This is a genomic window from Pseudomonas sp. RA_15y_Pfl2_54 (assembly GCF_963971015.1).
Taxonomy (GTDB): domain Bacteria; phylum Pseudomonadota; class Gammaproteobacteria; order Pseudomonadales; family Pseudomonadaceae; genus Aquipseudomonas; species Aquipseudomonas baetica_A.
This window is the reverse complement of record NZ_CAXAPN010000041.1, coordinates 12,459-33,887: the sequence shown is the minus strand read 5'-3', so window position 1 is coordinate 33,887 and position 21,429 is coordinate 12,459. Positions and strand designations below refer to the sequence as shown.

The following is a 21,429-nucleotide window of genomic DNA, read 5'->3' as shown; positions in this document are numbered from 1 at the left end:
GGCTCTTTCGAGCGCATGGCGGTTTGCTGTGTCCGGCGTTCGAAAGACGCGATGACGAACGGCAAAAGATCGATGCTTGACAAGATTTCGGCGTAAACGTATGTTTCAAACAACTGTTTGACCGTCACAACAAATCTACGCGGTCGTTCATTCCCGGTTACATCAGCAGAGGTTTATCGCTATGCCTGACTACAAGGCCCCCTTGCGTGATATTCGCTTCGTTCGTGACGAACTGCTCGGCTACGAAGCGCACTATCAGAGCCTTCCGGCTTGCGCAGACGCAACTCCAGACATGGTTGACGCCATTCTCGAAGAAGGCGCCAAGTTTTGTGAGCAGGTACTGGCGCCGCTGAACCGCGTTGGCGACACCGAAGGTTGCACCTGGAGCGAGTCCGGTGTGAAAACCCCGACGGGCTTCAAAGAAGCTTACAAACAATTCGTCGAAGGCGGCTGGCCTAGCCTGGCGCACGACGTTGAGCATGGTGGTCAAGGCCTGCCTGAGTCGCTGGGTCTGGCCGTCAGCGAAATGGTAGGCGAAGCCAACTGGTCGTGGGGCATGTACCCAGGCCTGTCGCACGGCGCGATGAACACCATCTCCGAGCATGGCACTCCTGAGCAGCAAGAGGCGTACCTGACCAAACTGGTTTCCGGCGAGTGGACCGGCACCATGTGCCTGACCGAACCGCACTGCGGCACCGACCTGGGCATGTTGCGCACCAAGGCTGAACCTCAGGCCGACGGTTCCTACAAAGTTTCCGGCACCAAGATCTTCATCTCGGCCGGTGAACACGACATGGCCGACAACATCGTCCACATCGTACTGGCCCGCCTGCCGGATGCACCGGCCGGCACCAAAGGCATTTCCCTGTTCATCGTTCCTAAGTTCATGCCGAACGCTGACGGCACTCTTGGTGCGCGCAACGCAGTGAACTGCGGTTCGCTGGAACACAAGATGGGCATCCACGGTAACGCCACCTGCGTGATGAACTTCGACGGCGCCACCGGTTTCCTGATCGGCCCGGCAAACAAAGGCCTGAACTGCATGTTCACCTTTATGAACACCGCTCGCCTGGGTACCGCGCTGCAAGGTCTGGCCCACGCCGAAATCGGTTTCCAGGGTGGCCTGAAATACGCTCGCGATCGTCTGCAAATGCGCTCCCTGACCGGCCCGAAAGCGCCGGACAAAGCGGCTGACCCGATCATCGTGCACCCTGACGTTCGCCGCATGCTGTTGACCATGAAGGCCTTCGCTGAAGGCAACCGCGCGATGGTGTACTTCACCGCCAAACAGGTCGACATCGTCAAATACGGCGTGGACGAAGAAGAGAAGAAGAAAGCCGACGCACTGCTGGCGTTCATGACGCCCATCGCCAAAGCGTTCATGACCGAAGTCGGTTTTGAATCGGCCAACCACGGTGTGCAGATCTACGGTGGCCACGGCTTCATCGCCGAGTGGGGCATGGAGCAGAACGTTCGCGACAGCCGCATTTCGATGCTGTACGAAGGCACCACCGGTATCCAGGCACTCGACCTGCTGGGCCGCAAAGTGCTGATGACTCAAGGCGAAGCCCTGAAAAGCTTCACCAAGATCGTCCACAAGTTCTGCCAGACCAACGAAGGCAACGAAGCCGTTAAGGAATTCGTCGAACCGCTGGCTGCACTGAACAAAGAGTGGGGCGAACTGACCATGAAGGTCGGTATGGCCGCCATGAAAGATCGCGAAGAAGTGGGCGCGGCTTCCGTGGACTACCTGATGTACTCCGGTTATGCCTGCCTGGCCTACTTCTGGGCTGACATGGCACGTCTGGCAGCCCAGAAGCTGGCAGAAGGCACTGGCGACGCAGCGTTCTACACCGCCAAGCTGCAAACCGCGCGCTTCTACTTCCAGCGCATCCTGCCGCGTACCCGTACCCACGTGGCTACCATGCTGTCGGGCGCCAACAACCTGATGGACATGAAAGAAGAAGATTTCGCGCTGGGCTACTAAGCCTTAACGCGGTCTGCACAGCCGCTGCTCCTTTCGGGGCAGCGGCTTTTTCTTGCCTGATGAAAAATTGTTTAAGCGATGAAAATTCCCCACTAAAACGCTAAGAAAAGACGATTTCCTGCCGTTAAAGAGGCTTCGATGTGACGCGCGTCACACCGCATGTGCTCAACTGCTCAAAATGCAGGCACAATGCCATCTTTTGCCGGGTCGGAGTTCTACCCTTTGCCGCGTTCTTCCGCTGTACGTCTCAGCCATTTCCTACCTTCACTGCTGTTGTTGCTCGCGGGGTTGGCGGCTGCGTACGTCAAAGACCTCAACGTGTTCTTCACGTCGCTGTTCAACGTTTTGCCGACTCTGGTACTGCTGCTGGGCGGTGCCTACTGCGCGGTTTACCGACGTCAGCGCGAACTGTTTCTGATGCTCACGGTGTACATCGCCTACTTTTTGCTCGACACCCAGACCGATTATTACCGCGACAACGGCAAGGTGCGCGAAGACGCTGCCGTGGTGTTCCATCTGGTCTGCCTGCTGCTGCCGTTGTTGTTCGGTGTGTTCGCTGCCTGGCAAGAGCGTACGCATTTGTTTCAGGACATGGTCGCGCGGTTTGCCGTGTTATTGGCCTTCGGCAGCGTGGCGCTGGGGCTTGAGCAAAGTTACCCACAAGCGCTGCTGATGTGGCTTTCGGAAATCCGCTGGCCGGCGCTGCACGGCGCGTGGATGAGCCTGATCCAGTTGTCGTATCCGGTGTTCATCTCGGCCTTTGTGTTGCTGGCCTGGCAGTACTGGCGCAATCCGCGTCCGCTGCACGCGGCGCAACTGGTCGGGTTGCTCGGGGTGTTCTGGATGCTGCCGAAAACCTTCATCCTGCCATTCACCCTGAACATCATGTGCAGTCAGGTGATGTTGATGATTGCGGCGGCGGTGGCGCACGAGGCTTATCAGATGGCCTTTCGCGATGAACTGACCGGGCTGCCGGGCCGGCGCGCGCTCAACGAGCGCATGCAACGCCTTGGCCGAAATTACGTGCTGGCGATGAGCGACGTCGACCACTTCAAGAAATTCAACGACACCCACGGCCACGATGTTGGTGACCAGGTTTTGCGTCTGGTCGCCAGCAAGCTGTCGAAAATCAGCGGTGGCGGTAGGGCGTATCGTTATGGCGGTGAGGAATTCGCCCTGGTGTTTGCAGGCAAAACCCTTGAGGAGTGCATGCCGCACCTTGAGGTGATCCGCGAGTCGATTGCTTCCTACAACATTCAACTGCGCAATCAGGAAAACCGCCCGCAGGATGATCAGCAAGGTCGTCAGCGCCGCGCCGGCTCCGGTGCGTCCAGTGTCTCGGTCACGGTCAGTATTGGCGTCGCTGAACGCGTCGAGCAACGCAACCCCGAACAAGTGCTCAAGTCCGCGGACGAGGCGCTCTACAGCGCCAAGGGCGCGGGGCGTAACTGCGTGGTGGCGTTCGGACAGAACCGCCGTGGCGCGGTGCGCATGGACACTGCCGCCGGTTGAGTGATGACGGCGCATTCAGCGTCTGGACAATGATTGTGGGGCAGGGGAGCCGGCAGTAGGTTGAAGAAATCTGCTGACGGAGAAGCCACCATGCCCGAGTACAAAGCTCCCCTGCGCGACATGCGCTTTCTGATCGACCACGTCTTCGACTTCCACGCCAACTACGCCGCCCTCGGCGCGCATGACGCCAGCCCGGACATGATCAACGCGATCCTTGAAGAGGGCGCGAAGTTCTGTGAGAACGTTCTGGCACCGCTCAATCGCAGCGGTGACGAAGAGGGCTGCCATTTCGACAACGGTGTGGTGACAACGCCTACGGGCTTCAAGCAGGCCTTCGCACAATATGTCGAGGGCGGCTGGCACGGTCTGGCGGCGGATCCGACTTATGGCGGCCAGGGCCTGCCGAGCTCGTTGGGGCTGGTGATCAGTGAAATGGTCGGCTCCAGCAACACGTCCTGGGGCATGTACCCGGGGCTGACCCACGGCGCAATGTCAGCGATCCACGCCCACGGCACCGCCGAGCAGAAAGACACTTACCTGAGCAAACTCACCGCCGGCCAATGGACCGGCACCATGTGCCTGACCGAGGCCCATTGCGGCACTGATCTGGGCATCATCAAGACTCGTGCCGTGCCCCAGGCTGACGGCAGTTACGCGGTCACCGGCAGCAAGATTTTCATCTCTGCCGGCGAGCACGACATGAGCGACAACATCATCCATCTGGTATTGGCCAAACTGCCGGACGCGCCGGCGGGCACCAAGGGCATTTCGCTGTTCATCGTGCCGAAGTTCTTGCCGGATGCTGCGGGTGAGGCCGGTGAGCGCAATGGCGTGTCCTGCGGTTCGATCGAACACAAAATGGGCATCAAGGCTTCAGCCACCTGCGTGCTGAACTTCGACGGCGCCAAGGGCTTCCTGATCGGTGAGCCGAACAAGGGCCTGAACTGCATGTTCACCATGATGAACCACGCACGGCTTGGTACCGGCATGCAGGGGCTGTGTCTGGGCGAGGCGAGTTTCCAGGGTGCGATCAAATACGCCAATGACCGCTTGCAGATGCGCTCACTGACCGGCGCCAAAGCCCCGGACAAAGCGGCCGACCCGATCATCGTCCACCCGGATGTGCGGCGCATGCTGTTGACCATGAAAGCCTTCAACGAAGGCAATCGTGCACTGACCTACTTCACCGCGCAGATGCTCGATGTCGCGCACCTGAGCGGCGATGCCCAAGCGCGTCAGGACGCCGAAGACCTGTTGGCGTTCCTCACGCCGATCTGCAAAGCGTTCATGACTGACACCGGGCTGGAAGTGACCAACCACGGCATGCAGGTGTTCGGCGGGCATGGGTTCATTCGTGAATGGGGCATGGAGCAGTTGGTTCGCGACTGCCGGATTGCGCCGATCTACGAGGGCACCAACGGCATTCAGGCGCTCGATCTGCTCGGGCGCAAGGTGCTTGGCAGTCAGGGCAAGCTGCTGCGGGGCTTCACTAAAATCGTCCACAAGTTCTGCGCGGCGAATGCTGAGCATGCGCAACTGGGCAGTTTTGTCGCTCAGCTCAACGAGCTGAACCAGCAGTGGGGCGACCTGACCATGAAGGTCGGCATGGCGGCGATGAAGAACCCGGACGAAGTCGGTGCCGCCTCGGTGGACTATCTGATGTACAGCGGCTACATCATTCTCGGCTATCTATGGCTGCGCATGGCGCAGGTGGCGCAGGCGCAACTGGACGCGGGCGAGGGTGAGGCGGATTACCTTCGGGGGAAACTGGCAACGTGCGAGTTCTATTTCAAACGGCTATTGCCGCGCACGGCGGCGCATCGTGCGGCGGTCGAGGCGGGTAGCGATTGTCTGATGAAACTGCCGGCAGAGCTATTTGCGCTCTAAGCGCAAAAAAAAGATCGCCGCCTTCGTCGGCTTCTCCAGGTAATCGCGTTTTACCTGGGTCGCTGGCGAAGGCTGCGGTCTTTTTTGTGGTGACTAAAAATAACAAATCAGTCACCGGTTGACCCTATGTGTCGCAAAAGTTGTTGAGGTACACTCAGCCTCAACGAAAGCACCATTCCACGAATCACCTGTTTAGATCTTGCGAGGTTTGCCATGGCTGACTACAAAGCGCCGCTGCGCGATATGCGCTTCGTCCTCAATGAAGTATTCGAAGTCGCCAAACTCTGGGCTGAGTTGCCGGCACTGGCAGAGACCGTTGATGCTGAAACGGTTGAAGCGATTCTCGAAGAGGCTGGCAAGGTCACCAGCAAAAGCATTGCGCCGCTGAGCCGCGCCGCTGACGAAGAAGGTTGTCACTGGGCCGACGGTGCCGTCACCACGCCCGCCGGTTTCCCACAGGCCTATCAGACTTACGCTGAAGGCGGCTGGGTCGGTGTTGGCGGTGATCCGCAATACGGTGGCATGGGCATGCCCAAAGCCGTGTCGGCCCAGGTCGAAGAAATGGTCAACTCCGCCAGCCTGTCCTTCGGTCTGTACCCGATGCTGACCGCCGGTGCTTGCCTGTCGATCAACGCCCATGCCAGCGAAGAGTTGAAAGCCGCGTACCTGCCAAACATGTACGCCGGCGTCTGGGCCGGTTCCATGTGCCTGACCGAGCCGCATGCCGGCACCGACCTGGGCATCATCCGCACCAAGGCCGAGCCGCAGGCCGACGGTTCCTACAAGGTCAGCGGCACCAAGATCTTCATCACCGGTGGCGAACACGACCTCACTGAAAACATCATCCACCTGGTGTTGGCCAAACTGCCGGACGCGCCGGCCGGTCCGAAAGGCATTTCGCTGTTCCTGGTGCCGAAGTTCATGGTCAATGCCGATGGCAGCCTGGGCGCGCGTAACCCGGCCAATTGCGGTTCGATCGAACACAAGATGGGCATTCAGGCGTCCGCGACCTGTGTGATGAACTTCGACGAAGCCGTCGGGTATCTGGTCGGCGAGCCGAACAAGGGCCTGGCTGCGATGTTCACCATGATGAACTACGAACGTCTGGGCGTCGGTATTCAAGGTCTGGCGACTGGCGAGCGCTCGTATCAGAACGCCGTTGAATACGCCCGTGACCGGCTGCAGAGCCGTTCGCCGACCGGCGCGCAGAACAAAGACAAGGTCGCTGACCCTATCATCGTCCACCCGGACGTGCGTCGCATGCTGCTGACCATGAAAGCCTCGAACGAAGGTGGGCGTGCGTTCTCCACCTACGTCGCGATGCAACTCGACACCGCCAAGTTCAGCGAAGACGCGACCACGCGCAAGCGTGCGGAAGATCTGGTCGCGTTGCTGACGCCGGTGGCCAAGGCATTCCTCACCGACCTAGGCCTGGAAACCACCGTACACGGCCAGCAGATTTTCGGCGGTCATGGCTACATTCGTGAATGGGGCCAGGAGCAACTGGTGCGTGACGTACGCATTACCCAAATCTACGAAGGCACCAACGGCATTCAGGCGCTGGACCTGGTCGGACGCAAGATCGTCGGTAGCGGCGGTGCGTTCTACAAACTGTTCGCTGACGAGATCCGCCATTTCACCGCAACCGCCAGTGCTGATCTGGGCGAATTCACCAAGCCGCTGAACGAGGCTGTCGACACCCTTGACGAGTTGACCGCATGGCTGCTGGATCGGGCAAAAAACAACCCGAACGAAATCGGCGCGGCGTCAGTCGAATATTTGCAAGCGTTTGGCTACACCGCTTACGCCTACATGTGGGCATTGATGGCCAAAGCCGCATTGGGCAAAGAAGCGCAGGAAGATTTCTATGCCAGCAAGCTCGGCACTGCACGCTTCTACTTCGCCCGTCTGCTGCCGCGTATTCATTCGTTGAGCGCGTCGGTAAAGGCTGGCAGCGAGTCGCTGTTCCTGCTGGAGGCGGCGCAATTCTGATGATGTAACGTCATGTAAGCATTTGCTTACGTGACATGATGCTGTTCTCCCATAGGCGTAGATTGGATCCACAGCTAATCTACATTTCATGGACGTCGCGCAGGAAGCGCAAAGCAACAACACGGACACGTAGGATTCTGCCAGGGTGGCGGAGTGAAATGGATGTCAGGGAAACAGTCTGCAAAGCCCCGCTTCGGCGGGGTTTTCTTTTTCCCGCAGAAAAGTCTCAGGCCAAGGGGACCAGTGGCGATGCGCCTGTAAGCGGTCTCTCCTCACGCGCCATCACCTCTTCCAGCAATGTGCGCAATAGCGCCAAAGAAGCCTGCTGACGTTGCACATCGCGACACACCAGCCCGACTTTCAATGGCACCCGAGGTTCGCTCAGCGGTTTCCACAGCAGGTCCTGATCGTGGTACTCCTTCTGAGAACGTCCCGGCAGCACCGTCGCCAGTTTGGTGTGCGGCAGACTGTCGAGAATCCCCACCATATTGTTCAGCTCGGCCTGTACCTGCGGGCGCCGTCCGAGGCTGGTCAGCTGTGCCTGCCAGATCTGACGAATCTGAAATTCTTCCCCCAGCAGCAACATTGGCAATTCGGCCGCTTGGCGCATCGATACTTTCTTGAATTCACGCAATGGATGATCCGCCGGGATGACCAGCGTCAGTTCATCTTCGTACAGCATCACGCCATGGAGGCCCGGTTGGCGCGGTGGTAGATAGCTGATGCCGATGTCCAGCGAACCATTGAGCAGGCGCCGTTCGATCTCCAGCCCGGTCAACTCATAGATTTGCACAACGAGATGCGGTTGGGCCTTGCGCACGCGTTCGAGCAGTTGCGGCACCAGGCCGGTGTGTACGGTTTGCAGCACACCAATCGCCAGCGTGCGCAACGCCTGACCCTTGAAGTTACCCAGCGCCTCGCGCGCCCGTTGCAAGCCATCGAGCAAGGGCTGCGCGTGGTTGTACAGCGTGTGCGCAGCCAGCGTCGGCAGCAGGCGTTTGCTGCTGCGTTCGAACAGGGTGACGTCGAGGTTCTGCTCAAGCTGGCGGATCTGCTGCGACAACGCCGGTTGCGAGATCGACAGCCGCTCAGCAGCCCGGCCGACATGGCCTTCTTCGTAGACCGCGACGAAATAACGCAGTTGTTTGAAATCCATAAGTAACACTTATCGAAAATGCTGGGAAATCGAAATAGCTCGAAGCCGTCAGTGGGCCTAGTCTACCCGCATTCACAAGGTTTACAGGGCCAGAAAGCGCGATGAATAACGTTCGCTTCGACAGTGTTTGCATAGGCAGTTCAAAAAACCCCAAGCGAGGTTTTTTTCAATGAATCTGTTCAGTTTGCGGCGCCAGACGCCAAGCCTTGATGACCTCTCATTCGAGGCCGCCCCGCCCGATACCGGCGAGCGCCTGATGCCGAGCGTCGAGCGACCACACCAGGTGTTCGTCCGGGGCCAGGGTTCTTGGCTATGGGACAGCAACGACCGGGCTTATCTGGACTTTTCCCAGGCTGGCGGCGCCAACAGTCTCGGTCACAGTCCTTCAGCGCTGGTGAAAGCCATCACCAGTCAAGCCCAGGCGCTGATCAATTCTGGTTTCAACCTGCACAATCGCGGCATGCTCAGCCTTGTCGAACGCCTGTGCGCCAGCACCTCCAGCGATCGTGCTTATTTGCTCAACAGCGGCAGCGAAGCCTGTGAAGCGGCAATCAAACTGGCGCGCAAGTGGGGCCAACTGCATCGCGGTGGCGCCTCGCGGATCATCGTTGCGAAACAGGGCTGTCATGGCCGTAGTCTGGCGACGATTTCAGCGTCGGACAGTGGCAACCTGCACAACCGTTTCGCTCCGTTGCTGCCGGGTTTCGACCGCGTGCCGTTCAACGATTTGCCGGCCCTGCACGCGGCGGTCGATGCGCAGACCGTGGCCATCATGCTGGAGCCGATCCAGAGCGATGCCGGGGTGGTTGCGGCCACCGAGCATTACCTCAAAGGCGTTGAGCGTCTGTGCCGCGAGTTGGGCATTCTGCTGATTCTCGACGAAGTGCAGACCGGCATCGGCCGCTGCGGCACCTTGCTTGCCGAACAATCCTACGGCGTTCGTGCCGATATCGTCGTACTGGGCAAAGGTCTGGGTGGTGGCGTGCCATTGGCGGCGCTGCTGGCACGAGGCAAGGCTTGCTGTTTCGAACCCGGTGAACTGGGCGGCACCCATCACGGCAACGCGCTGATGACAGCGGCCGGTCTGGTGGTACTCGACAGCGTGCAGGACCGGGCCTTTCTTGAACAGGTCAAAGACAACGGCCAGCATCTGCGCGAAGGTCTTGCGCGTTTGGCTCATCGCTACGGCCATGGCGAGTTGCGTGGTCAAGGGTTGTTCTGGGGCCTCACCCTGTCGGACGATTCAGCCGAAGCTGTGGTCCAGGCCGCACGGCACGAAGGCCTGCTGCTCACCGCTGCGCAACCCGACTGCCTGCGCTTCACCCCGGCGCTCACTGTCAGCAAAGCCAACATCGACGAAATGCTCCTGCGCCTGGCCCGAGCCTTCTCCCGCGTGCTTGGCGCACAGATGCAATGCCGCAAAGGGATTGCCGTCTGATCCGAACTGTCTTACCCGAATTCAAGAACCGTCTCGCGGTATAACGCACGCCCTACGCCTGATTCTTTTGGCGTGGGGCGTTTTTTTGTACGCAGTAGTGGCAAACAGCAGTCAGATGCAGTGAACCCTGACGAACGGCAAAGGTCGATTAGCTTGTATGGCTCAAATGAGCCAGCCCCCACTCAGGAGCTGCCCCATGGACTTTATTCGCATCATCATCGCTATTCTGTTACCGCCGCTGGGTGTGTTTCTACAGGTCGGGTTTGGCGGGGCGTTCTGGTTGAACATTTTGCTGACGTTGTGCGGCTACATTCCCGGGATCGTGCATGCGGTTTACATCATCGCCAAGCGTTGAGTTCTGCGGCGTCAGGTAAATAGTCTTCGCGAGCAAGCCCGCTCCCGCACTGGATGTGTGTTGTTCACAAATCTCCTGTGGGAGCGGGCTTGCTCGCGAATGGGGCGACTCGATGGATGAAAGTGGGCGTGGATCTCAGTCCGCCAACATCACCCGCCGATAAAACGTCCACTCCTGCTCCAACGCATGCGCCTGATTGACTGCGCGGCGGAAGCCATGGTGCTCATCGGCGTAGTAATGCGCCTCGACCGTAATGCCGTTGCGCTCCAGCGCCTGGGCCATGTCGCGGGTCTGTTGCGGCACTACGACAGCATCCAGTTCACCCTGGAAGAAAATCACCGGCACGCGGATGTTGCTTGCGTGCAGCAACGGCGTGCGGGCGGCGTAGCGTTCGGCGTCTTGCTCGGGATCGCCGATCAGCCAATCCAGATAATCCCCCTCGAACTTGTGCGTCGCTCTAGCCAACGCCACCGGATCGCTGACCCCATAAACGCTGGCGCCGGCACGAAACACCTGATGAAACGCCAAGGCACAAAGCGTGGTGTAGCCGCCCGCGCTGCCGCCACGGATGAACGCACGTTCAGCGTCGATCAGCCCTTGTGCGGCGAGATACCCCACCACTGCGCAAGCATCTTCGACATCCACATCGCCCCAGCTCAGATGCAACGCCTGCCGATATTCGCGGCCATAACCGCTGCTGCCGCGATAGTTGAGGTCAGCGACGGCGAAGCCACGTTGCGTCCAGTACTGGATGCGCGGGTCAAGCATCGGGTAGCAGGCCGAGGTTGGGCCGCCATGGATGAACACCACCAGCGGCGGTTTCACTTCACCGCCCATGGCCGGATAAAAGAACCCGTGAGCCTCTCCCGAACCGCTGGGGTAACGCAGGGTTTGTGGACGGCTGATGCGTTCGGCGGGCAACGGTGCGACGCCACCGGCCAGCACTGTTACGTCGTGGGATGCGCGATCAATGGCGATCACCGCCGAAGGGCTGATCGGCGAGGCCGCGATGCAATAGATGAATTGCTGATCCAGTGCCAGATGACGCAAGCGGCTGTAGTCGCCGGTGAAGTCTTCACCGTCGAGCGTCAGACGACCGAAGCCGCCCTCACTCCAACTGCCCAGATACGAGTCGCCAACGGGTAACCAAGTACAGCCACCCAGTTGCCAAGGCGCGGGCGCATGATCGGCTTCGGCGCTTGGCAACGCTTGCAGACCATCGTCTGTTTCGCCCCACGGCTGCCAGAATCCGCCGCGATCAGTCAGACAAAACAAGCGGTTTTCGGTATTGAATCGCGGTTGCTGGATCGACTCCTCAACCCCGTCACCCGCCAGGCAACGTGGTGCTGAAAAGCCCCCGTCAGCCGAGCGCCCAGCCACCATCAACCGAGTCGAAGTCCACGGTTGATGCGGCCGGCTCCACTCGATCCACGCCAAACGCTGGCCATCCGGGCTGATGATCGGCGCGGCATAAAAGTCCGCGCCCTCGGCCAGCACATGACGCGTGCTGTCAGCCAGATCAATCGCGACCAAGCGATGTTGATCGTGGTGTTCTTCCACTGCCAAGACCCGACCCTGGGCAACATGCAGATCGCCGTAGCGACACTCACCCGACGTCAGCGCTTCAGGCTGACCATCCAGCGCCTGTCGATACAACTGCTGATCCGCCTCTCCGACGAAAACCACCCCGTCGGGTGTCAGGCAAAACGCGCCACCGCCATATTCGTACACGCGGCTGCGCACGCTGAAACCTTCGGGCGTCAGACATCTCGCCAGGCCATCGCGCCAATGCCAGATCCGGCACGCCGCATCCTCCGGGCGATATTCATTCCAGAACAAACCGTTGCTACCCAGTTGCAGTTCGGCGAAATCCATCCCGGCGGCGACGGCTTGAGCGGCGCTGAAAGGCTCAGCTTTTGGCGATGAGGCGTGAGTTTCGTTCATTGCGAAAGGCCAGTTGTTCGATGGTTTGAGTGGCGTGCTCGGCTTCTTCGCGGGCCTTGAGGATCACACCGTGATGTTCGGATTTGCTGCACACAGGGTCGGCATTGCTCGCGTCACCCGTGAGCATGAACGCCTGGCAGCGACAGCCGCCGAAGTCCTTTTCCTTCTCGTCGCAGGAGCGGCACGGCTCGGGCATCCAGTCGTACCCACGAAAGCGGTTGAAGCCGAACGAGTCGTACCAGATGTGCTGCATGCTGTGGTCGCGCACGTTGGGAAATTGTACCGGCAGTTGTCGCGCGCCATGACAGGGCAGGGCAGTGCCGTCCGGTGTGACGGTCAGAAAGATGCTGCCCCAGCCATTCATGCAGGCTTTCGGGCGTTCTTCGTAATAGTCCGGGGTGACGAAAATCAGCTTGCACGGATGCCCTTCGGCTTCCAGCTTGGCGCGGTATTCGTTGGTGATACGTTCGGCGCGCACCAGTTGTTCCTGGGTCGGCAGCAGACCGACACGATTGAGCTGCGCCCAACCGTAGAACTGGCAGGTGGCAAGCTCGACGAAGTCTGCTTCCAGCGCGATGCACAGCTCGATGATGCGGTCGATCTTGTCGATGTTGTGCCGATGGGTGACAAAGTTGAGCACCATCGGATAGCCGTGGGCCTTCACCGCACGGGCCATTTCCAGCTTCTGTGCGAAAGCCTTTTTCGAGCCGGCGAGCAGATTGTTCACCTGCTCGTCGCTGGCCTGAAAACTGATCTGGATGTGATCGAGGCCAGCCTTCTTGAAGTCGCTGATTTTCTGCTCGGTGAGCCCAATGCCCGAGGTGATCAGGTTGGTGTAGAACCCAAGCTTGCGCGCCTCGCCGATCAGCTCGGCGAGATCCTGGCGCACCAGCGGTTCGCCACCGGAAAAACCCAATTGCGCCGCGCCCATTTCCCGCGCCTCGCCAAACACCTTGATCCACTGCTCGGTGCTCAGCTCTTTGCCCTGCTCGGCGAAATCCAGCGGATTGGAGCAGTACGGGCATTGCAGGGGGCAGCGGTAGGTCAGCTCGGCGAGCAGCCACAGCGGCAGGCCGATCTCTGGCTTGGGCGGTACTTGCACCGATGAATCAGGCAAGTTCGATCCAGTGCTGCGCACGGGCAACCTCCATGAATTGCTCGATGTCGTCACCGAGTTCGGGCACGCCGGGGAACTGCTCGTCGAGTTTGGCGATGATCGCCGCGACATCGCGTTCACCGTCGATCAAGCCGCCGATCAGCGCGGCGCTGTCGTTGAGTTTGATCATGCCTTCGGGGTACAGCAGCACATGGCCTTTCTGCGCCGGCTCGTACTGGAAGCGGTAGCCGGGACGCCAGGTCGGGATCTTGCTGCGATCAAAACTCATAAGGTGATTCCTTTATGCCAGACCCGTTGCTCGGTCACGCTGTGATACGGCGGGCGGTTCAGTTCGTAAGCCATGCTCATGGCATCGAGCATGCTCCAAAGAATGTCCAGTTTGAACTGGAGAATTTCCAGCATGCGCTCCTGGCCCTCGCGGGTCTTGTAGTGCTCGAGAGTGATCGCCAGACCATGCTCGACATCGCGCCGCGCCTGGCCGAGGCGGGTGCGGAAATATTCGTAACCGGCCGGGTCGATCCACGGGTAATGTTGCGGCCAACTGTCGAGGCGCGATTGGTGGATCTGCGGTGCGAACAGTTCGGTCAGTGAACTGCTGGCGGCCTCCTGCCAACTGGCCCGGCGGGCGAAGTTGACGTAGGCGTCGACGGCGAAACGCACGCCGGGCAACACCAGTTCCTGAGATCGCAGTTGATCCGGATCGAGGCCGACGGCTTGGCCCAAGCGCAACCACGCTTCGATGCCGCCGTCTTCACCGGGGGCGCCGTCGTGGTCGAGCAGGCGCTGAATCCATTCGCGGCGGATTTCGCGATCCGGGCAGTTGGCGAGGATGGCCGCGTCTTTCAGCGGAATATTCACCTGATAGTAGAAGCGGTTGGCAACCCAGCCCTGAATCTGTTCGCGGGTGGCGCGGCCCTGGTACATCGCCACGTGATACGGGTGATGGATGTGGTAGTAGGCGCCTTTGGCGCGCAGGGCCGCTTCGAATTCGGCGGGGGACATCGGTTGGTCGGTCATTGCGGTTCTCCGGGGAACAACCGTTGGGATCCTGGGTGTCTGGTCTGATGCCTTCGCGAGCAAGCCCGCTCCCACGTTGGAATGCAGTCTGCTTGTGGGCGCGGGCGTGCTCGCGAAGAGGCCGGTCGCTACAGCACAATACTCATGCCGTCATACGCCACTTCAACATCACGCCGCGCCAGTTCCGCGCGCTGCGGCGAATCCTCATCGAGAATCGGGTTGGTGTTGTTGATGTGGATAAGCACCTTGCGTTGCTCGGGAAGCTGTTCCAGCACTTCGAGCATGCCGCCAGGGCCGTTCTGCGCCAGATGGCCCATCTCGCGACCGGTGCGGGTGCCGACGCCACGGCGCTGCATTTCATCGTCGTCCCACATTGTGCCGTCGACCAACAGGCAATCGCTGCCCGCCATGATCTCGAGCAACGGCGCGTCAACCTTGCCCAGACCCGGGGCATAGAACAGTTTGCCGCCAGTCTTCAAGTCTTCGACGATCAGGCCGATGTTGTCGCCCGGATGCGGGTCGAAACGATGCGGCGAGTAGGGCGGTGCGGCGCTGCGCAATGGCAGCGGGGTGAAGCGCAGGTTCGGGCACGCGGCGACGGTGAAGCTTTGATCGAGTTCGATGCGGTTCCAGTTCAACCCGCCATTCCAGTGGGTGAGCATTTTGAACAACGGAAAACCCGTGCTCAGGTCTTCGTGAACCATGTCCGTGCACCAGACCTGATGCGGGCAGCCTTCGCGCAGGCTTAGCAGGCCAGTGGTGTGGTCGATCTGGCTGTCCATCAGGATGATCGCGCTGATCCCGGTGTCGCGCAGCGCACGGCCCGGTTGCATCGGAGCGAAGCTCTGCAACTGGGCGCGGATGTCCGGCGAGGCGTTGCACAACACCCAGTTCACGCCGTCATCGGAAATGGCGATGGACGATTGGGTGCGGGCCTTGGCATTCAGGCTGCCGTCGCGAAAGCCTGCACAGTTGACGCAGTTGCAGTTCCACTGCGGAAAACCGCCACCGGCGGCCGAACCCAGAATCTGGACGAACATGAACGCTCCATCATTTCAACGCTGAAAATAAAACGCCTCGGCGAGCCGAGGCGTTGCACTGCAATTCTGACGAGGCAGAACTCAGCGGCTGGCGAAGTACATGGTGACTTCGAAGCCGATACGCAGGTCGGTATAAGCCGGTTTTGTCCAGGACATCAGGTGACTCCTTCATTGAAAGGGCGGGTGGGATAGCGCTATCCATAGGTATAGTCCACGGCAGCGCAGGGACGTTCCAAATAGTTAGGCGGCTATGTTACTCAAAATTTCAGAGGGATTGTCCGTGAATCTTTGAGAAAGCTCCTTGCAGCCTCGGTAATGATCATTTTCCCGCTTGCCAGGGGGCGCCCGGTATTGGGCCGTTGGCGAGGCAGTGCCAGCCGCCTTCGGCAGCGGTCAACCGTTGCGCAGCGGCCAGCAATGTCGGTCGACTCAGTTGGCCGATTGCCGCGACCAGTTGCTCCAGATAATCCGACGGGTGGCCGGCGAGTTTAGCCTGCCAGAGCAGTTCGGCAGCGTCCTTGAAAGGCAGATGGGTGCTGTCGAACTGATCCGCCAGGCGCTGGCGCTGTTGGTCGAGACAGGCCTCGTCGGTGGATTCGATCAATGCGCACATGCCTTCAAGGAATTGCTGAATGTGGCCGAGCAATTCTGTAGTCGTGGCGTTTGGTGATTGCACGCCGAACAGCAACCCGACCTTTCCATGGATTTGCCGCAGTGCACTGAACACGGCGTAACCCAACTGCAACTCGCCCCGCAGGCGTTGATAGAACGGCGTCTGGCAAAGCTGTGCGAGCAAGCGCCATGCGGCTTCGTCGGCGATGTCGCGCCCGGCGGTCGGGCAGAACAGCAACAAGGCGTGTTCGCTGGATGCTGTCTCGATGGGGTGCCACAAATGTTGTGTGGTGATCGTTGTCGGTGCCGGCAACTGATTGTCCGGTATGCCGGGAATACGGCTCAGGGCCAGGCCCATTGCCGATTGAGTCTGTGGATGAAGGCCCAACGCCAGGCCATCCCAGCGAGAAGTTGTCCACAGGTGTTTGGCGTCATCGCAGGTGTTCGCGGGTTGCAGACAATGCTCCGGGAGTGCCTTGAGCAGTTGGCGGATCGGTATCAACGCCGCTTGCGCCTCACCCAGCAGGGAATCGGTGTCAACTTGCGTCAGACATTTCAGCGCGTGCTCAAGGACGCTGGGCATGGGCTCTTGCAGCCCGGTCAGTTTCAACAGCCATTGATTGCCGCCCATGCTGAGCGATAACTCGACCCCGGCCTGACGCGCATCATCCTGAGTTGCTCGCAGACTGCGCAGCAGCCTCGATTGCAGAGCTGCAGAGGCCGCCGCCTCCAGTTGCCAGCGCAGATAAATCGCCCCGTCATCACCGTTGTCCGGCAAGGCCTGACTCAATTGCATTGGCGAACGTTCGCGACGCCCGCGTGAACGATCCTGAGCAAACGTGCGCAGGCCTCGGTGGGCGCTGGTTTGTCCGCGGATCAGTCCGGCGTTGGCCAGCGGCTCGTTGGCCCGCAGGAAAGGATTGGCGGCGGGCAGGTGCCAGTGGTGACTGAAGTTATCCACCGTGCCCATTTCACGCAGCATTCGTTTCAGCGCGCTCGCGCCCGATTCCGACAAACCGCTTTCGAGTTGCTCGCTGTCGAGCCGCGCCAGTGGCAACGCCGCGCTGACTTGTTGTTGACGCGCAAGCACGGCGGCGTATTCCTTGCGCAGCGGCGCCCAATCCTGTTGCGCGAAGAAACTCAGCCAGTCGCCCGCGTGTTCGCCAATGGCACCCAGCGATTCGGCGGGTGCATTGAATGCCAGATGCAGCAAGGCCTGCCCGGCAAAGTGATACAGCGGCGCTGCGTGCAGGCCGTCAGCCAGAGCCTGTGCCCGCAAGTACGCCAGCAATCCACCTGGTTTGGCGCTGTTGAGCCAATGGCAGAGAAACGCCATCGCCTCAGCCGACGACTCGGGCAACGCGTCGAACGCAAACAGCAGATTGCAGCGCTGTTCACCGACCTGTTGATAACGGCTCACCGCCAGCGGGAGGCTCACGGCTTGCGCAACGTGATCCCCGGCCGGCAACGTCGCCGCAAACTGCACGGCCAGTGCGCGCAATTGTTCAAGGCTCTGCGGCCCCACCAGGCTCAATGTCATTTGCCCGGTGCGATAAAACCGCTGGTGGAAATCCTTCAACGCCTCTTGAAACGCCGGCTGCTCCACTTGCAGGCTGGCCCGATTCCCCGCATGAAACCCGCGCAAGGGATGCTCGGCTGGCAAACCTTGGTACAACGCAAGATCCTGCTGCGCCGCAGGATCTTGCGACCAAGCGATAAATTCCGCCTGCAGCACTTCCCGTTCCCGCAACTGATCGTCCAGATTCATACGCGGATGGGCGAGCATGTCTGACAGACGCTCAAGCCCGACGCTGAACGATTGCGTTGGCAACTCAAAGAAAAAGTCAGTCGTACGCTCGTCAGTGCTGGCATTCACCTGCCCGCCGTGACCTTGCACGTAGGCCATCAACCCTTCGCTCGCAGGAAAACGCTCAGTGCCGAGGAACAGCAAATGCTCAAGAAAATGCGCCAGCCCCGGCCACGCCAAGGGCACGTCATGGCTGCCGGCAGCCACCCGTAACGCGGCGGCACTGCGCTTCAAACCGGGCGCATGACGCAGGGTTACGCGCAAGCCGTTGGCCAGGGTTTCGGTGTGGGGGCGGGGGGGAGTCGGCGCAGGCATGGGCACTTCCAGAACAGTGAAGTGCCAATGCTAGCGGATTAGCGCTGGTTCAGCGCGCCGTAAAGCTCGGGGCGGCGATCGCTGAGGTAGTGATTGGCGGCGCGGGAGTCGATCATCAACTGCCGATCCAGTTCGCCGACGATCAAGGCCTCATCCAGACCGGCCTGAGCCCTGCGGCTGCCGTCCGGCGCGGCGATGCTGCTTTGCCCGCAATAGTGAATGTCACCTTCATGGCCGCAGTAGTTGGCGTAAGCCACGTAGCACTGGTTCTCGAAGGCACGCGAGCGGACAGTGACGTCAGCGACGAAATCGAACGGAATCATGTTCGCCGTCGGCACCAGAATCAGTTCGGCGCCTGCCAGGGCCAGACGCCGGGCGTTTTCCGGGAATTCCAGGTCGTAACAGATCAGGAAACCGAGCTTCCAGCCATTGAGTTCAACCACGGGAAGCGCGTCTTCGCCAGGACTGAACATCGAGCGATCGAGATCACCGAACAGGTGTGTCTTGCGGTAATTGCACAGGCGTTCGCCTTGGGCGTCGATCATCTGCACAGCGTTGTAGATCTGCCCGTCGGCAGTGCGCTCGGGATAACCGTACACAATCGCAAGGCCGGCAGCCTTGGCGATCCGGCCGATCTGTTGCGCCCATTCACCGTTGTAGACCTCGGCCAATGTACTGACCGCCTCGGCGCCGATGTTGTAGCCAGTCATGAACATCTCCGGCAGCACCAACAGATCGGCGCCGTTGGCCTCCATCGCCAATCGATGCAGGCGTTGCAGGTTGGCGGCGGGGTCCAGTGGCAGCGGTGGACATTGGTAAAGGGCTACACGCATCAGGGATTCCTCTTACTCAGGCAGGGCGATAGGGCCGATGTCTTTGAACACATCACCCGGGCCCGGGTTCTCTTTATGTGTAGAACCGCCGAAATGGTTCATGATCCCCCACACCGCGTTGAGCGAAGTCTGCACTGCGCCTTCGACCCAGGCCGGCGTCCACGACACGTCGTCACCGGCGATGAAAATCCCGCGCTGTTCGGCTGGCATGTCGTCCTGCATGAAGTGCGCGTACATGCGCTGGTTGTAGCGATAGTGGCCGGGCAGGGCGCCTTTGAATGCACCGAGGAAATGCGGATCGGCTTCCCACGACACCGTGATCGGATCGCCGATGATCCGCGCGGCGATGTCGACTTTCGGGTAGATCTTTTTCAACGCGTTCAACGCTAGTTCCACACGCTTTTCCACAGGGTGCGGCAGCATCTTCAAGGCGTCGCTCATCCACGAGTACGACAGGCAGATCACGCCCGGTTTGTCGTCGCCGTTATCGAACAGATAGGTACCACGGGTCAGGCGATCGGTGAGGGTCATGCTCATCAGGTCGCGCCCGGTTTGCGGGTCCTTGTCCTTCCAGAACGGCCGATCGACCATCACGAACGTTTTCGACGATTGCATGTAGCGGGTGCGGTCGAGCGCCATCCACATCTTTTGCGAGAACAGGGTTTCGTCGCATTCGATCTGCGTGGTCAGCAGCCAGCTCTGGCAAGTGGTCAGCACGGCGGCGTATTCGCGGGTGTCACCGTTGTTGTCGGTGACGGCGAAACGGCCATCGGGCGCATGGGCAATTTTCTTCACGCCTGAACGTGGCGCGCCACGGTGCAGGGACTTCAGGCTGGTGCCTTCAGGCCAGTGCACGCAGCGCTGTGGCACATGGCGCCAGATACCCTGCGGCACTTGTTCAACGCCGCCGACCACCAAATGTTGGTGATCGTCGCAGTTGGTCATCACCACCCGGAAGATTTCCAGCATCGAATTGGGAAAGTCAGAATCCCAGCCGCCGGTGCCGAAACCAACCTGACCGAACACTTCGCGGTGATGGAACGATAACTTGGCGAACGCCTCGGACGTGGCGACGAAATCGTAGAAGGTGCGGTCATCCCACAGCGGCACCAGAGTGTTCCACAGCTCTTTGAGGCGCGGCACATCACGGTCGCGAATGGCTTGCTGGATATCGGCGAACTGTGAACCCGCCTCCAATGCATCGGCCCAAGCGTCAGCCACTTCCTGAAACAGGGCAGGAAGATCCTTCAGGCTTTGTGCGTAATGGGTTTTGCCTTCCAGGTCGATCACGGTGCTGCCGGAGGCGGGCGTCAACGGGTTGGGGAAGGGCTTGGTTTCGAGGCCGAGTTTGTCGACGTAGTGATAGAACGCAGTGGAGGACACCGGGAAACGCATGCCACCGAGTTCGGCGACGATACCGTCAGTGCCGTTGAACGCTTGCGAGCGCAGGCGGCCGCCCAGCTTCGAGGCCTCGTAAACCACCGGTTTGAGGCCAAGCTTCATCAGCTCATAAGCCGCCACCAGACCTGCGATGCCGGCGCCGACGATCGCCACTTCAGCGCCGTGGTGATGCTCGGGAATGCTGCCCAGGCCGGCCGGGTGTTCGATCCAGTCATCGAAGGCGAACGGAAAGTCCGGACCGAAAATGGTGATTGGCTTCTTACCGTCTGCAGGATGGCGATTGTTCTTGTTCATGGCTGACCTTGCTGGCGACCCGACGCTGGATGCGCGTCTGAGTATAGGAAAAGATGCCAGCCATTCTAGGGAGCCTGGGACACGTTAATAAGACGCAAAGTGTCGTCGTTTTGCCAGTTTATCGATCAAAGTGACGAGCCAGTGCTACACACCGCACTGTGGGAACCAGCCTGCTGGCGATGAGGCTCTCTCAGCCACCCGCGATTAAACCGGCTGTCCCCGATCAATCTTGCTACTCAAGATGATCGACGTGGTGGTCTTCTCAACCCCATCCACACTGCCAATCTGATCCAGCAGTTGATCCAGTTGCTCCGGCGAATCCGTGCGCAACCACGCCACATAATCAAATTCGCCGCTCACCGCACACAACTGCTGCACCTGCGCCATCGCACTCAACCGGCGCAACACCTCTTTGCCGGAGCGCGGCTGCACCTTGATCCCGACATACGCCTGCAACCCGCCATCGACTACGCGTTGCCCCAAACGCACACCATAACCGGTGATCACTTTGGCCTTTTCCAGGCGTGCCAGCCTTGAAGTCACGGTGGTGCGCGCAATGCCCAACTGCCGGGCGAGCATGGCGACGCTTTCGCGGGCGTTGATTTGCAGAGCGGCGATCAACTGGCGGTCGATTTCATCAAGCGCGGGTGGGCGGGTGTCGGGCAAGGGGGGCTCCATGGTCGCGGGTCTATGGGTTGCGCATGTTACAGGCTCAACGGGTG

17 protein-coding genes are annotated in these 21,429 nt (G+C 60.1%); 6 read left to right on the top strand and 11 right to left on the bottom strand.

What is annotated here, in order from left to right:
- The first annotated feature begins 181 nt into the window (after window positions 1–181).
- From AACY50_RS25130 to AACY50_RS25115, 4 genes are all read left to right on the top strand, one after another.
- Window positions 182–1,987: a phenylacyl-CoA dehydrogenase gene (locus AACY50_RS25130; protein WP_339430232.1), complete on the top strand. Its 1,806-nt coding sequence runs from the start codon at window positions 182–184 to the stop codon at window positions 1,985–1,987.
- 222 nt (window positions 1,988–2,209) lie between these two features.
- Window positions 2,210–3,499: a GGDEF domain-containing protein gene (locus tag AACY50_RS25125; protein WP_339430231.1), complete on the top strand. Its 1,290-nt coding sequence runs from the start codon at window positions 2,210–2,212 to the stop codon at window positions 3,497–3,499.
- Between the two features lie 90 nt (window positions 3,500–3,589).
- The gene (locus tag AACY50_RS25120; protein ID WP_339539315.1) at window positions 3,590–5,386 is read left to right on the top strand and encodes an acyl-CoA dehydrogenase C-terminal domain-containing protein; all 1,797 of its coding nucleotides are present in this window, start codon (window positions 3,590–3,592) and stop codon (window positions 5,384–5,386) included.
- Window positions 5,387–5,599: 213 nt separating this feature from the next.
- Window positions 5,600–7,378 carry an acyl-CoA dehydrogenase C-terminal domain-containing protein gene (locus AACY50_RS25115; protein WP_339430229.1) on the top strand — a complete coding sequence of 593 codons (1,779 nt, stop codon included), beginning with the start codon at window positions 5,600–5,602 and terminating at the stop codon, window positions 7,376–7,378.
- 226 nt (window positions 7,379–7,604) lie between these two features.
- Here AACY50_RS25115 and AACY50_RS25110 read toward each other — a convergent pair whose 3' ends face one another.
- On the bottom strand, window positions 7,605–8,534 hold the full coding sequence (locus AACY50_RS25110) for a LysR family transcriptional regulator (RefSeq protein ID WP_339464447.1): 930 nt from the start codon (window positions 8,532–8,534) through the stop codon (window positions 7,605–7,607).
- A 169-nt stretch (window positions 8,535–8,703) separates the two neighbouring features.
- Between AACY50_RS25110 and AACY50_RS25105 the strand changes: the two genes are divergently transcribed.
- Entirely contained in the window at window positions 8,704–9,972 is a 1,269-nt protein-coding gene (locus AACY50_RS25105; protein WP_339495676.1) for an aspartate aminotransferase family protein, read from the top strand.
- A 196-nt stretch (window positions 9,973–10,168) separates the two neighbouring features.
- Window positions 10,169–10,327, top strand: coding sequence for a YqaE/Pmp3 family membrane protein (locus tag AACY50_RS25100; RefSeq protein WP_003228885.1), 159 nt, complete (start codon window positions 10,169–10,171; stop codon window positions 10,325–10,327).
- A 135-nt stretch (window positions 10,328–10,462) separates the two neighbouring features.
- Here AACY50_RS25100 and AACY50_RS25095 read toward each other — a convergent pair whose 3' ends face one another.
- The 10 genes from AACY50_RS25095 to AACY50_RS25050 all read right to left on the bottom strand — a co-directional run bounded on the left by AACY50_RS25095 (window position 10,463) and on the right by AACY50_RS25050 (window position 21,373).
- On the bottom strand, window positions 10,463–12,271 hold the full coding sequence (locus AACY50_RS25095) for an alpha/beta hydrolase family protein (protein WP_339539313.1): 1,809 nt from the start codon (window positions 12,269–12,271) through the stop codon (window positions 10,463–10,465).
- Entirely contained in the window at window positions 12,237–13,373 is a 1,137-nt protein-coding gene (gene pqqE / locus AACY50_RS25090; protein ID WP_401160105.1) for a pyrroloquinoline quinone biosynthesis protein PqqE, read from the bottom strand. Before pqqE ends, AACY50_RS25095 begins: the two co-directional genes overlap by 35 nt.
- A 7-nt stretch (window positions 13,374–13,380) precedes the next feature.
- Window positions 13,381–13,656 (bottom strand): pyrroloquinoline quinone biosynthesis peptide chaperone PqqD, encoded by a 276-nt coding sequence (gene pqqD / locus AACY50_RS25085; RefSeq protein WP_041070005.1) that lies wholly within the window; start codon window positions 13,654–13,656, stop codon window positions 13,381–13,383.
- Window positions 13,653–14,405, bottom strand: coding sequence for a pyrroloquinoline-quinone synthase PqqC (pqqC, locus tag AACY50_RS25080; RefSeq protein ID WP_100846463.1), 753 nt, complete (start codon window positions 14,403–14,405; stop codon window positions 13,653–13,655). The genes pqqD and pqqC overlap by 4 nt, the downstream gene beginning before the upstream one ends.
- Window positions 14,406–14,533: 128 nt before the next feature.
- Window positions 14,534–15,445 (bottom strand): pyrroloquinoline quinone biosynthesis protein PqqB, encoded by a 912-nt coding sequence (gene pqqB / locus AACY50_RS25075; protein ID WP_339430224.1) that lies wholly within the window; start codon window positions 15,443–15,445, stop codon window positions 14,534–14,536.
- Between the two features lie 81 nt (window positions 15,446–15,526).
- Window positions 15,527–15,601: a pyrroloquinoline quinone precursor peptide PqqA gene (pqqA, locus tag AACY50_RS25070; protein WP_003422658.1), complete on the bottom strand. Its 75-nt coding sequence runs from the start codon at window positions 15,599–15,601 to the stop codon at window positions 15,527–15,529.
- 163 nt (window positions 15,602–15,764) lie between these two features.
- The gene (gene pqqF, locus AACY50_RS25065; protein ID WP_339539310.1) at window positions 15,765–18,179 is read right to left on the bottom strand and encodes a pyrroloquinoline quinone biosynthesis protein PqqF; all 2,415 of its coding nucleotides are present in this window, start codon (window positions 18,177–18,179) and stop codon (window positions 15,765–15,767) included.
- Between the two features lie 38 nt (window positions 18,180–18,217).
- Entirely contained in the window at window positions 18,218–19,012 is a 795-nt protein-coding gene (locus AACY50_RS25060) for a carbon-nitrogen hydrolase family protein (RefSeq protein WP_339539309.1), read from the bottom strand.
- 12 nt (window positions 19,013–19,024) lie between these two features.
- The gene (locus tag AACY50_RS25055; RefSeq protein WP_339464440.1) at window positions 19,025–20,707 is read right to left on the bottom strand and encodes a flavin monoamine oxidase family protein; all 1,683 of its coding nucleotides are present in this window, start codon (window positions 20,705–20,707) and stop codon (window positions 19,025–19,027) included.
- A gap of 204 nt (window positions 20,708–20,911) precedes the next feature.
- The gene (locus AACY50_RS25050; protein WP_007966501.1) at window positions 20,912–21,373 is read right to left on the bottom strand and encodes an Lrp/AsnC family transcriptional regulator; all 462 of its coding nucleotides are present in this window, start codon (window positions 21,371–21,373) and stop codon (window positions 20,912–20,914) included.
- Between the last annotated feature and the right edge of the window lie 56 nt (window positions 21,374–21,429).